Source organism: Kitasatospora sp. NPDC056327, from assembly GCF_042261735.1.
In the GTDB taxonomy this organism is placed as follows: domain Bacteria; phylum Actinomycetota; class Actinomycetes; order Streptomycetales; family Streptomycetaceae; genus Kitasatospora.
Genome location: NZ_JBHJRC010000258.1, coordinates 1 through 12,026, shown reverse-complemented (window position 1 = coordinate 12,026; position 12,026 = coordinate 1). Strand labels below are relative to the sequence as shown.

10 protein-coding genes are annotated in these 12,026 nt (G+C 75.7%); 4 read left to right on the top strand and 6 right to left on the bottom strand.

Annotation, left to right across the window (positions count from 1 at the left end):
* Positions 1-81 precede the first annotated feature (81 nt).
* The 3 genes from ACFCX4_RS28395 to ACFCX4_RS28385 form a co-directional block, all read right to left on the bottom strand.
* Positions 82-1,947: a low temperature requirement protein A gene (locus ACFCX4_RS28395; RefSeq protein ID WP_376148272.1), complete on the bottom strand. Its 1,866-nt coding sequence runs from the start codon at positions 1,945-1,947 to the stop codon at positions 82-84.
* 281 nt (positions 1,948-2,228) lie between these two features.
* Positions 2,229-2,480 (bottom strand): hypothetical protein, encoded by a 252-nt coding sequence (locus ACFCX4_RS28390; RefSeq protein WP_376148269.1) that lies wholly within the window; start codon positions 2,478-2,480, stop codon positions 2,229-2,231.
* A 5-nt stretch (positions 2,481-2,485) separates the two neighbouring features.
* A complete protein-coding gene (locus ACFCX4_RS28385; protein ID WP_376148278.1) occupies positions 2,486-3,673 on the bottom strand; it encodes a GDSL-type esterase/lipase family protein in 1,188 nt (395 codons plus the stop codon).
* 407 nt (positions 3,674-4,080) lie between these two features.
* Between ACFCX4_RS28385 and ACFCX4_RS28380 the strand changes: the two genes are divergently transcribed.
* Positions 4,081-5,100, top strand: a complete 1,020-nt coding sequence (locus ACFCX4_RS28380; RefSeq protein WP_376148267.1) for a YdcF family protein — start codon at positions 4,081-4,083, stop codon at positions 5,098-5,100.
* Between the two features lie 127 nt (positions 5,101-5,227).
* Here ACFCX4_RS28380 and ACFCX4_RS28375 read toward each other — a convergent pair whose 3' ends face one another.
* Entirely contained in the window at positions 5,228-8,851 is a 3,624-nt protein-coding gene (locus ACFCX4_RS28375; RefSeq protein ID WP_376148275.1) for a SpoIIE family protein phosphatase, read from the bottom strand.
* 361 nt (positions 8,852-9,212) lie between these two features.
* Between ACFCX4_RS28375 and ACFCX4_RS28370 the strand changes: the two genes are divergently transcribed.
* The gene (locus ACFCX4_RS28370; protein ID WP_376148264.1) at positions 9,213-9,596 is read left to right on the top strand and encodes an STAS domain-containing protein; all 384 of its coding nucleotides are present in this window, start codon (positions 9,213-9,215) and stop codon (positions 9,594-9,596) included.
* 116 nt (positions 9,597-9,712) lie between these two features.
* Positions 9,713-10,147 (top strand): ATP-binding protein, encoded by a 435-nt coding sequence (locus ACFCX4_RS28365; RefSeq protein ID WP_376148261.1) that lies wholly within the window; start codon positions 9,713-9,715, stop codon positions 10,145-10,147.
* Between the two features lie 112 nt (positions 10,148-10,259).
* Here ACFCX4_RS28365 and ACFCX4_RS28360 read toward each other — a convergent pair whose 3' ends face one another.
* Complete coding sequence (locus ACFCX4_RS28360) at positions 10,260-10,649, bottom strand: STAS domain-containing protein (RefSeq protein ID WP_376148258.1); 390 nt, start codon at positions 10,647-10,649, stop codon at positions 10,260-10,262.
* Between the two features lie 217 nt (positions 10,650-10,866).
* Here ACFCX4_RS28360 and ACFCX4_RS28355 point away from each other — a divergent pair, with 217 nt between their 5' ends.
* Positions 10,867-11,271: an SsgA family sporulation/cell division regulator gene (locus ACFCX4_RS28355; protein WP_376148255.1), complete on the top strand. Its 405-nt coding sequence runs from the start codon at positions 10,867-10,869 to the stop codon at positions 11,269-11,271.
* A 100-nt stretch (positions 11,272-11,371) separates the two neighbouring features.
* On the opposite strand, the gene ACFCX4_RS28350 is transcribed toward ACFCX4_RS28355, so the two are convergent.
* Entirely contained in the window at positions 11,372-11,767 is a 396-nt protein-coding gene (locus ACFCX4_RS28350; RefSeq protein ID WP_376148252.1) for a hypothetical protein, read from the bottom strand.
* Positions 11,768-12,026: the final 259 nt, after the last annotated feature.

Here is a 12,026-nt window from a genome sequence, read left to right as displayed (position 1 = left end):
CCGTGCAGGTAGTGGACCTGTATGTCGCGGAAGGCGCCGACCCTGCCGAAGACATCGGTGAGCTCGCCCAGCGGCCGGACGTCAGTGCCGGTTCTCCGCCTGGAACATCCAGCTGTGCTTCTCCAGCGCGGCCGTGAGCCCGATCAGGAGGTCCTGGCTCACGGGGTCCGCCGAACCGGTGGCCTCGATGCGCGTCCGCATCCGCTCCGTCACGGCCCGGAACGCCTCCACCAGGTACCCGATCACCGCCTCGTCGGCGATCCAGCCCTCGGGGAACGCGGGCAGGCCGCTGGAGGCCGCGACCGTGGCGGCCCGGCCGTCCGGGCCCACCCCGATCGCGGCGGCGCGCTCGGCCACCTCGTCGGCGAACTCCCGCGCGGTCGCGACCACCTCGTCGAGCTGCAGGTGGACGGAGCGGAACCGCGGCCCGTAGAGGTTCCAGTGCGCCTGCTTGGCCACCAGGGAGAGATCCACGAGGTCGACCAGGGCGCCCTGCAGCGCCTCCCCGGTCGTCTTGCGCTCACTGTCCGGCAGCGGGCTGCTGATGACGATGCCCATGTGCGGGATTCCTTTCGGTCGGGGAGCCGTCGTCCGGCTTCCTGCGGTGCTGTCCCGCCCGCCGCTGCGGTGCGTGACCTCTCGGGACGCGGCGGCCGTTCCCGGGGCCCTCCCGGGCGTCCCAGGACGGGCGCCGACGGCCGCGGGCAGCGGACGCCTTGCGGCTGCCCTGTCCGTCGGTGCGCAAACCACCCTTTTTCGTCCCACGGGTCGCCCTGGCAACCCGTCCTGTGCGGGCCCGGTGTCCGCCGCCGCACCGGCCGCCCCGGCCGTCGTGACGACGACCAGCGCCACCGCCACCAGCCCGGCCGCCAGGGCCGGTGCGGGGAGGTACGAGGCCGCCACGACGGCCGACGCCGCCGCCGGGAAGGCGAACCTCTCGACCCGCCGGTGCGGGTGCGGCCGCAGATGGACGGCCCACACCGTCAGGAGGAACACGGCCAGCGGCAGGGTGACCGCCGCACCGGCCGGCGACGGCAGGACGGAGCCGCCGCCGCGCCGGGTGACCGGTTCCGCGTACGCGGCCAGGCCGGCCCCCTCGGCAGCGGCGGCGGCGAAGACCAGATAGTGGCCGTACGCCCAGACGAAGCGCTTGCGAGCACCCCGGTGGCTCGTGGCGAGCAGGGTGTGCGCGGGTTTGGCGAAGTACAGCCACCACATCGCGAAGACGATCAGCAGGCCCCCCGCCGCCAGCAGGTACAGTCCGGCCGAGCCGTGGCCGCGGCCGAAGGCTCCGCGCACCGCTTCCGCCGCGGCGGCGACGGACTCGCCGAGCACGATGAGGAGGAACAGCTCGTACCGCTCGGCGATGTGGCGGGGGTGCCACGGGGTCATCCCCGCGGACTGCGCCCACACCGGCACGCACACCTCGGCGGCGACCAGCACGGCGACGGCCGGCAGCCGGACCTGGTCCGGCACCAGCAGCGTCGCGACCCAGCCCACCTGGCAGCCCGTCACCCCGGCGGCGAACCGCACGGCCGTCCGCCCGCGCCGCGGGTCCGACCGGGCCACCCGCAGCCAGAGCACGGCCAGCGCCGTGCGCAGGACGACGTAGCCCCAGATGACGACCCGCAGGTCGCCCTTCCCGGAGGCGAGCGGTATCCCGGCGGCGAGGACGAGGGAACCCGTGATCTGAGCCAGCACCAGCAGGCGGTAGGGGACGTCGTCCGGGTCGTAGGCGGAGGCGAACCAGGTGAAGTTCATCCAGGCCCACCAGATCGCGAAGAAGACCACCGCGAACCGCAGGACCCCGGCGGCGGGGTGTCCCTGCGCCACCGCCGCGCTCAGGCCGCCGGACGCCTGGGCCACCGCGATCACGAAGCAGAGGTCGAAGAGGAGCTCCAGGGACGTCGCGGTGCGGTGCGGCTCCCCGGGATCGCGGCCGGGCATGCCCGCGCCCCGGCCGCCCCTCCCGGGCAACCGGGCCGGCCACCGCACCGCCACGGGGGCGGCACCGCCCAACGGATCCGCTCCGAACCGCATCGCTCTCCCTCGTGTTCGCCGAACCGCACCGTCCGGGAGAACGTAGGAGACCGGGGACACCGCCCGGTGCACGAGAGCGCACGGGCTCTGGCCCGAGAACGCACCACCGCGAACGCGGCACCGCGGACGCACCGCAGCGAGCGCACCTCAGCACGCCGGTGCGCCGGTGCGCCGGGCACGACGGCCGGTCAGCGGTCGAGCCCGCGCGCGGCCTCGTCGAGGGCCCGGCGGACGAACGCCACCGGCACCTCGCCGACGTCCGGCGGCACGCCGACCACGGCGTCCGCCCGGGTGCCGTCCTCCGGGCGGGTGACGGCGAGCACCGTGCCGCGCTCGTCGATCCCGCGGTCACGGAACTCGACGTGCCAGGTGTCGGGGTCCGAGCCCTCCGACTCGATCGCCCGGCTCTCCGGGCCGGGCTGCCGGTCCGCCGCCCTCATCGGCATCACCCGTGCTCGCCTCCGGAGGAGCCGCCCGGCCGGGCGGGCGGGCGGGGGGCGAAGGGGCCGCCGGGGGTGAAGGCGCGGGCGGCGAAGCGCTCGCCCATCCGGCGGTAGGCGGCCGCGGAGGGGTGGAGGCCGTCGGGGAGGTCGTCCACGTCGTCGGGGCCGAGCAGGTCGCGGCCGTCGAGGTGGTGGAGGTTCGGGTCGTGGGCGCGCCGGGCCGCCACGATCCGCGCCAGCTCGTCCCGGACGACCTGCAGCGAGAGCGCCCCGCGCGCCACGTCGGCCGGGTCGCCGAGCGCGGTGATCCGCCCGTCCCGTCCCGCCCCCGTGGGGCCGGGGCGGGCTTCGAGCGCCGGGCAGCTCACCGGGGAGACCACCAGCAGCGGGGTGTCCGGGTGGCCGTCCCTGATCGTGTCCAGGAAGCCGTGCACCGCCGGTCCGAAAGTCCGCAGCCGGAAGGCCGTCCGGGCCACGATGTTGACGCCCGTCTTGAGGCTGATCAGGTCGACGGGCAGGTCGCGGATCGTCCGGGCGACGTAGGGGTCCAGCATCTCGTTGCCCGGCTGGCTGAGGTTGGTCACCTCCGCGCCCCCCAGCGCCGCCGCCACCACGGGCCAGGTGCCGGTGGGGCCGTCGGCTTCGAGGCAGTGGCTGATGGAACTCCCGTGGTGCACCCAGCGGGGCCGGCCGTCGGGCAGGGGCGCCAGGACCTCGCCGTCGGCACGGAGCGCCAGCAGCTCCGTCGGGGTCTGCTGCGGCAGCCACAGCTCGACCCGCTTCATGCCGGCCGGCAGCCCGGCGAACCTCGCCGTGCCCGGCTTCCCCGGTATCAGCCGCTGCGCCGCCCCGGGGCCCGCCATCCGCACCACGTGGCCCAGCGGCGCCCGCTGCCGCCCGGCGAGCACGCCGTCCACCGTCAGCTCAAGCATCCCGGTGGGCCGCGGCCCGGGGTCGCCGTCGAGCTGCCCCGTGGAGGTGAGGAGCTCGAATTCGAGCACCCGCGCATCGGTGCGGAACACCAGCCGCACGCCCGAGGGCATCACCGTTCCCCCGTACACCGACGGGTCCTGGTACTGCTCCTTGGTCCACGCCGGCAACCGGCGCGGGAGCACCCCCGTCGGCGTCCGCTCCAGGTCCAGCGCGCCGCGGACCTCCACCGGCCCGCCCACCAGCGGGTACTCCCGCATCTCCACCGCCACCACTCCTCGGCTCCGGTCCTTCCGGCCGGGCCGGTGCCCGGCCGGACGCGTCCGGTCTCCCCCAGAACCTAACCCCGTTCCACCGCCCACAGTCCGTCAGGGCCCCACGGACCGGCCACGGGCGCGGCCGCGGGCCCGCCAAGGAGGACGGGCACGGCTCGGCGGACGGACACCGCGGGGCCGCGGGCTTCGGGCCGTCCCCGGACCTTCCGGACCGTCCCCCGGCCGATGGAGGACCCCCGCTTCCGGGACGCATGTTTCCGGGCCGACCGGGCAGTCGTCCGGGAACCCCGGCGGACGGACCGCCGGACGGACCGGCCCGAGGGAGGCAACGGTGCCGGCCGCTGAGCGGACCGGACCCGCGGCGCACCCCGTGAACACTGCGAGGAACCGTCATGACCACCTCCTTCGCCCCGTACGGCCTGGCGGCCGCGGTCGCCCTGCTGGTCTTCCGGCAGCGCTTCCAGGGTGACCGGCGCCGACTCGGGAACGGCGTCCTGCTGGGCGCGTGCACGCTCCTGCTGCTGCTCGGCGCGCTGGTCGAGCTCGACCGGTACCCGCACCCGGTGGCGCGGGCGGTGACCGGCGCCGTCGTGATCGCGGTCCCGCTGAGCGCGGTGGCCGTCGCCGGGTTCCTGCTGGTCGCCGGGGTCCGGACGGTCCGCAGGGAGGGCCCCCGCCCGGCCAACCTGCTCTCGCTGGCGGCGGGCGTCGCCGTCCTCGGGGTGCTCGGGCTGACGGCGGCCGTCGCGGTCGCCGAGGACGGCCCGTTCCGTGCCGCGGCCACCGCGGTCCTGCTGGTCGCCGGCTACCTCTCGTTCCTGCTCGCCTGCTTCGTCGGCTACGCCGTGCTCTACCACCGGGCGGTGTCACGCCGCACGGTCGACTTCGTGGTCGTGCTCGGGGCCGGGCTGACCGACGGATCTACCGTCCCGCCGCTGCTCGCGGCGCGGCTGGACCGGGCGCTGACCCTGTTCCGCCGCCAGGAGTCGCGCGGCCGGGCGCCGGTCCTGCTGGTCTCCGGCGGCAAGGGATCGGACGAACGGGTTCCGGAGGCCGAGGCGATGGCGGACTACCTGACGGCGCGCGGCGTGCCGGACGAGCTCCTCGTGCAGGAGCGCTCCTCGACGAACACCAGGGAGAACCTGGAGTTCAGCGGGGAGCTGATGGAGCGGATCCGCCCGGGGTACCGCTGCGTCGTCGTCACCAACGACTTCCACGCCCTGCGCGCCGCCATCACCGCGCGCCGGGCCGGCGTCCGCGGCGAGGCCGTCGGCGCGCCCACCGCCGCGTACTACCGGCCCGGCGCGGCCCTGCGCGAGTTCGCCGCCGTCCTGGCCACCTATCCGGCCACCAACCTGGCGGTGTGCGCGGTGCTCGCCGCCGCCGGTCTGCGGGCCCGCTGGTCCGGGTGAGCACGCCGCACCGGCGCGCCCGCCCGCCCCGCTCCCGCGGCCCGCGAGCCGGACCACGAAGACCGGACCACGACGGCCGGACCACGAGGGCCCGCCGATCGTGCGGGAGCCGTCTCCACGGCGCTCCTCAGCCCTCCGGAGCCTGCCGCGGCCCGGACCCGGCGCCGTGGCGGTAGAGCAGCAGCGCCACGTCGTCCCCGTAGCCGCGGGCCGGGGCCAGCGACACCGTCAGGTGCTCCGCGAGGTCGTCGAGCGGCAGGCCGGCCCCGGCGTGGAGCGCGCGGGCGGCCGACTCGATCCCTTCGGTCAGCGGGACGCCCCGCCGCTCGACCAGCCCGTCGGTGTACAGCATCAGGATCGCGCCGGGCGGCAGTGCCACCGCGGCCTCGGGACGCGGCAGTCCCGGCCGGACCCCCAGGGGCAGCGACCGTCCGCCCTCCAGCAGGACGGTGGAGCCGCCGGGCAGCGCCAGGACGCCGGGCGGGTGCCCGGCGGAGGAGTAGCGCAGCCCGCCGCCCACCGGGTCGAGGACGGCACAGAACACCGTGGTGCACAGGGCGCCGGGGATCGTGGCGGCGAAGGTGTCCAGCGCGCTCAGGGCACGGGCGGGAGCGTGGTCCTGGAGGAGCAGCGCCCGGCAGGCGCTGCGCAGCTGCCCCATGACGCTGGCCGCCTCCAGCCCCCGGCCCACGCAATCCCCCACCACGATGCCGATCCGCCCGTCGGGCAGCGTCATCGTGTCGTACCAGTCGCCGCCGACCTCCAGCGGGCGGATCGCGGGCTCGTAGCGGGCCGCGAACCCCGCCGGCAGAGCGGCCGGGCCGAGGATCGCCCGCTGCAGTGCGATGGCGGTCTCGCGCTGCTGGTCGGTCTGGTGGGCGCGGGTGAGTCCCTGGGCGAGGCGGCCGGCCAGCAGCGAGAGCAGCAGCCCGTCCTCGGCGGTGAAGGGCCGGCGGTCGCCGAGGTCGACGGACAGGACCAGCGGACCGGCCGGGTGCTCAAGGGCGATGCCCGCCCCGCCGGGGCACAGCACGGGAGTGAGGAGCGGTGCGTCGAGCAGCGCGGTGATCCGGGCCCGCTGGTCGCCCGACAGGTGCGACCAGCCGGACGGCGTCCGGTCGGGGCCGCAGCCGGCCGCGGAGACCTCGGGCGGCGCGCCGTGCCCGCCGTGGCCGAACCGGACGGCCAGCACCCGGCGCGCCCGCCACAGCTCGCAGAGCTCCTCGACCGCGCCGGCCAGGACCTCGTCGGCGCTGCGGGCGCGGGCGAGCCGCTCCCCGAGCGCGGCGAGGGCGCTCTCCCGCCGGATCGCACGGTGCTCGGCCGTGACGTCGCGCAGGGTGCCGACGACGACCGTGTGCGCGGTTCCGGGGTCCCGGACCCGGTTGACGGAGGCCTGGACCCACAGGGACTGCCCGTCGGCGCGACGGACGGGCAGGTCGGTGCGACCGCCGCCGTCGCTGATCAGACCGGCGAAGGCGTCGGCCGCCCGGCGGTGGGCCCCCGGGTCCTCGGCGGGGTCGGGCCACCACGGGTGGGCCGGGACGTAGGGCAGACCCTCCGGGCCGAATCCCAGCAGGGTGGTGAACGCCTCGTTGGTCTCGACGACGGTCCCGTCCTCCTCGCAGACGAAGAAGGCGTCCTGGAGGGAGTCGACCAGGGCGGTGCGCCAGCGCGTGTGGTGGCTGCGCATCCTGGCCAGCGCGACGGCCGAGCGCACCCGGGCGAGGAGTTCGGCGGTGGCGAACGGTTTGGCGAGGTAGTCGTCGGCGCCGGAGTCGAGCCCTTCGAGGGACGCCTCCAGGCCCGCCCGCGCGGACAGCAGCAGGACGGGCACCGCGGCGGTCCGCGGGTCGGCGCGCAGCCTCGCCACCAGGGTCAGCCCGTCCAGGCCCGGCATCATCACGTCGCTGACCACGAGGTCGGGGACGTCCCGGGTGGCCTCGGTCAGGGCCTGCCGGCCGTCGGCGGCGGGGGTGACCCGGTGGCCGGCGCCGCGCAGGATCCGGGTCAGGTAACGGCGCATGTCGGCGTTGTCGTCGGCCACCAGCACGTGGGCGGGGACCGGCCCGGCCCCGGGCTCCGCGTCGGCGCGCGGCTGCTCCCCCTCGGCTCCGTCGTCGTCCGGCAGCCAGCCCAGCGCTTCCCGCAGGAAGGGCTCGGCCCCGCCGGGCCGCGGGGCCGTCGGCGCACCGGCCGGCAGGGACGCCGCCGCGAACGGCAGGTCGACGGCGAAGCGGGTGCCCCGGCCCGGGACCGAGTCGACGGCGACGGTGCCGCCGTGCAGCTCGACCAGCTCCTTCACCAGGGCCAGCCCGATGCCGCTCCCCTCGTGCGAACGGGCCCGGCTCCCCTCGACCCGGTGGAAGCGCTCGAACAGGCGGGGGACCTCGTCGGCCGGGATGCCGACCCCGGTGTCCTCGACCGTCACCCGCGCGTAGGCGCCCGCCCGGTGCGTCCGGACCCGGATCATGCCGTCGAAGGTGTACTTCAGGGCGTTCCCGAGCAGGTTGAACATCACCTTCTCCCACAGCCCGAGGTCGATCAGGACCGGTTTGTCCAGCGGGCGGCAGTCGACGTCGAGTTCCAGGCCGGCCCGTTCGACGGCGGAGCGGAACACCGCCGCGAGGTCGGTGGTGACGGCCGCCAGGTCGACCGGTTCCAGCCGGGCCGGCATGCGCCCGGCCTCGATGCGCGAGAAGTCGAGCAGGGAGTTGACGAGCTTTCCGAGCCGCAGGCCGTTGCGGTGCACCGTGTCGAGGTCCGCCCGCACGTCGTCGCCGGCGTCCGCCAGCCGCCGGACCAGCTCCTCGACCGGTCCGATCACCAGGGTCAGCGGTGTGCGGAACTCGTGGCTGATGTTGTAGAAGAACGCGCTCTTCACCCGGTCGAGTTCGGCGAGCTCCTGGGCGCGGCGCTGCTGGAGTTCGTGGCCGCGCGCACTGGCGGTCCCGGCGGCGAGACGGCCGGCGACCAGGTCGACGAAGGCGCGGTAGTCGTCGTCCAGGATCCGGTAGCGGTTCAGCCCGGCGACCAGGAACCCGCTCGGTTCGCCGCCCGCCACGCTCAGCGGCACCACCAGGGCCTCCAGCGGCGGCTCGTCCCACGCCCCGCCGGGCAGTTCACCGAACGGGGCGCCGTCCAGCGGCACCAGGGACGTTCGGCCCTCCCGGGCCCGGGCCACCGGCCAGGGGCGGGCCGTGGCCGGCCCGGTCACGGCCGGGGCGGCCGGATGCCCGTCCGGGATGCCGGAGGAGGCGGCGAGCCGCGCGGTCCCGTCGTCGTGGAAGAGGTAGGTCAGCGTGAACGGCAGGCAGTGGGGGTTGCGGGCCAGCTGTTCGGAGCTGAACTCCAGGAACTGCCCTTCGGTCCGCACCGCCCCGGGGTCGGAGCCCAGATCGCGCAGGGTCGCCATCCGCCGTTCGGAGAGGACCCGCTGGGTCTCCTCGCTGACCACGCACAGCACGCCGACCACGTCGCCGGCCTCGTCCCGCAACGGGCTGTAGGAGAAGGTGTGGTAGCTCTCCTCGGGGTACCCCGCGCGCCGGACCAGCAGCATCAGCGCCTCGTCCCAGGTCGAGCGGCCGTCCCGCAGGACGCTGTCGATGCGGGGGCGGATGTCGTCCCGGATCTCCGGCCAGATCTCGTCGAAGGGGCGGCCGAGCGCCCAGGGGTACCGGTGGGCCAGGGTGTCGCGCCGGTAGGCGTCGTTGCAGAAGTAGGTGAGTTCGGGTCCCCAGGCCATCCACATGGAGAAGCGTGAGGAGAGCAGGATGCCCACCGCCGTGCGCAGGCTCTGGGGCCAGTCGCGGGGAGGCCCGAGCGGCGTGGCGGACCAGTCCACCCGCGCCAGGTCCGCCCCGACCAGCGGATCGGCGGCGAACGGGCCGTGCGCCTCGTCGTGCCCCGACCCGTCGTGCCCGGGCCGGTCGTGACCCGCCTCGTCGTGCCCCGCCTGGTCCGCCAACGATTCCCTCCTAGCCTCGTGACGACGGCCCGTGCCGTCCGTCCCCGGACCGTTCCCGCGGCCCGAACCGGGAAATCCCTCGCCGGGAGGGGCCCCGGCGACGCGGACCCCCGCCCTCGGGAGCGACTGCGGCTAGCATGATCGCATGACCGACGACACGAGCCCGGCGCGTCCCCCGGGACCGGGGAGGACCGCCGTGCTCAGGCTGAGCGGTGACCTGGACTACGACACCGGACAGGAGCTCACCGAGTCCCTGGACGCCGCCCTCGCCGACCGGCCGGACGTGCTCGCGGTGGACCTCTCCGCGGTCACCTTCGCCGACTCCTTCGCCCTGCGGCTCCTCGTCCTCGCCCACCGGCGGCTTGAGGAGTCGGGCGGTGCGATGGTGCTCGTGGGACCGCTCGCGACGCCCGTTCGCAGGCTGCTGGAGATCACGGCCACCGACGGACACTTCACCATCGCCGACAGTGTCGCCGAGGCCGGGGCCGCGGTGCGCGGCCGCAGGCCGGCGCGCCCCGGGACACCGTGACGGCGGCGGGTCCGCACGGGGGATCGTCCGCGCCGGGCGGGGTAGACGCGCCCCGGTCCGCCGACAGTGAACAGCGACCCGTCCATGCCGTGCACCCCCTGATCGAAGGCCGTCACATGCCCCACGCAGATGAGCTGGTCCCGCACTCGGAGGAGCCCCGCGACCGGGCTCCCGGGCGCGTCGAGCCGGTCGTGCGCACCGCGAGGCAGGCCCGCGCCCATCTCGCCGGGCTGCTGGGTGCCGTGACCGGGGACACCGAACGCGTCCTCGCGGACGCGCAGCTCGCGGTGACCGAACTCGTCGTCAACGCCGGGACCCACGGCGGCGGAATGACCGGCTTCGAGGCCCGTCTGGACCTGGAACTCGGCTGTCTGGTCGTCGACGTGGAGGACGGCCACGACGACCACCCGTCGGGTGAGGCCCTCGACCGCCGCGATCCGGCGGCGCCCGGCGGCCGTGGCTGGGCCATGGTCCAGCACCTCTCCGGCACCTGCCTCGTCCGGCCGCTGCCGGGCGGCGGCAAGCGGATCCGGGTCACCTTCCCGCTCTGAACCGCGCCGCCGTCGGCGTCCGGCGGCGGTCCGGCTCCTCCCCCGGCGGTCCGGCTCCTCCCCCGGCGGTCCGGGGCGGGCTCCCGAACCGGGCCGGCACCCGGGCGGGCGGTCAGCGGGCGGCGGCCGTCCCGACGGCGACGGCCGCGGGCACGTCGTCGCAGACCGTGAAGACCTCGCCGGCGCCGGTGAGGTCGAGCAGCCGGCGCAGCTGCGCCGTGGGGGCGGCCAGGACCAGGCGGACGCCCCGTCCCTCGCAGTCCAGACGGGCCCGGAGCAGCGCGTTGAGGCCGCTGGAATCGCAGAAGCCGACCCCCGCGAGGTCCACCACCAGGCAGGACGGCTCCGTCCGGACGGCCTCCGCGAGTCGCGTCCGGACCGTCTCGTACTGGTCCTGGTCCACCTCTCCGGCCAGGCTCACCACGGTGGCGCCGGGCTCGCGCCGGATCGTCGCCCGGAGCGGCGGCGGGGGGACGTACGGGGAGGTGTCGTTCGTGGGCATGATCGGGCGGTCCCATCGGCAGGGGAATCTGAACCCCGATCATGCCGCACTTCGCCGGGTCGGATCCCCGGGGAACGGACCAGGGCCTTCCGGGGACGGGTTGGGACCGGGACCGGGAAGATTCTCCGCCGCGGAGCCGCTGAAAGCGGCGCGCGGGGGTAACCGGGAACCGCAGCGCCGTTCCGCGCCGCCTCCCACGACTGCGAGGTCCTGCCGCATGCCCGGAACCACGGTCCACCTGATCGACGTCACCCTGCCCCTCAGCGAGTTCCCCCGTGTGCCGGTCCGGGCCTGGCTCCGGTTCGATTCGTCGCTGCCGTACGGGGTGTGCCTGTCCTTCGGTCCGTCCGCACCTGACGGGAGCCCCCTGGACTGGTACTTCGGGCGCGACCTGCTCTCCGAGGGACGGTACGCACCCGCCGGGCTCGGGGACGTCCACGTCCGCCCGGGGAGCCCCGGGCGGACGCTGGTGACCCTGCGGGTCCCCGGGCAGGAGGCCGTGATCAGCCTCCCCACCTGCTCCGTGACGGCGTTCCTGGCGGAGTCGTTCGCACTGGTCCCCGCGGGTACCGAGCCCGGGGTGCTGGACCTCGACGCCCTCTGCGCCCGCCTCCTGGTCTGACCGGCCGCCCGCTCGCGCGTCGGCCGGCGAACGGGCGGCCCGCCGTGATCCGGCGGGAGGTGAGGGCGTCGGCGCCGACTGCGGCCGGGGGCCGCCTCCGCTACTTCCAACCGGTGCAGGTGGTCGCCCCGTTGCGCTTGGAGCAGAGGTCCACCCACACGTCCTTGGCCGGGAAGCCGAAGTCGTACGAGCGGTCGGACGTCCCGCCGTTGCCGACGGTGATGAAGTCGTTCAGGTAGTGCTGGCCGCCGTCGGCGGTCTTGTAGGCGATCCTGGCCCAGGAGTTGGACGTGTACTGGGGCGTGTCGTGGACCTGGAGGTAGACGGTGCTGGTGCTGCTGTTCCAGAACACCTCGCCCCTGGCCCAGGCGTAGTTGGTGCTGATGTCGATCGGACGCGTGGACCGGACGCCGTCGGCGTCGGCGTGCGCGGCGGCGGTCCCCGCGAGAGACAGCATGAGACCGGCCAGGACCGTGGCGGTGCGCAGGCGCTTCACGATGGTTCCCTCCTCGTCGTCGGTGGCTCGGGAGCCCCCGATCGGCAACGACGATACGACCCCGCCGTGAACCACCCACGAACGGTGTTTGAACCTCACCGGCCGCACCGTCCCCGGACGCGGCACGTCCGGAGCAGTCCGGTCCGAGCGCGCACGGGGAGTGCCGCGGAACGCCGGCGGGGCCCCGCCCCCGCCGGGGGGGGGGGCCGCGTCGCAAGCTCCACAACCCCGGGTGGAACACCCGGTGGCGGGACGAGGG

Coding starts and splice junctions, on each gene's coding strand:
- ACFCX4_RS28355 (WP_376148255.1), top strand. CDS start 10,867: ATGCCCGGAACCACGGTCCACCTGATCGACGTCACCCTGCCCCTCAGC.
- ACFCX4_RS28370 (WP_376148264.1), top strand. CDS start 9,213: ATGACCGACGACACGAGCCCGGCGCGTCCCCCGGGACCGGGGAGGACC.
- ACFCX4_RS28395 (WP_376148272.1), bottom strand. CDS start 1,947: ATGCCCGGCCGCGATCCCGGGGAGCCGCACCGCACCGCGACGTCCCTG.
- ACFCX4_RS28365 (WP_376148261.1), top strand. CDS start 9,713: ATGCCCCACGCAGATGAGCTGGTCCCGCACTCGGAGGAGCCCCGCGAC.
- ACFCX4_RS28390 (WP_376148269.1), bottom strand. CDS start 2,480: ATGAGGGCGGCGGACCGGCAGCCCGGCCCGGAGAGCCGGGCGATCGAG.
- ACFCX4_RS28375 (WP_376148275.1), bottom strand. CDS start 8,851: ATGTGGATGGCCTGGGGACCCGAACTCACCTACTTCTGCAACGACGCC.
- ACFCX4_RS28360 (WP_376148258.1), bottom strand. CDS start 10,649: ATGCCCACGAACGACACCTCCCCGTACGTCCCCCCGCCGCCGCTCCGG.
- ACFCX4_RS28380 (WP_376148267.1), top strand. CDS start 4,081: ATGACCACCTCCTTCGCCCCGTACGGCCTGGCGGCCGCGGTCGCCCTG.
- ACFCX4_RS28385 (WP_376148278.1), bottom strand. CDS start 3,673: ATGCGGGAGTACCCGCTGGTGGGCGGGCCGGTGGAGGTCCGCGGCGCG.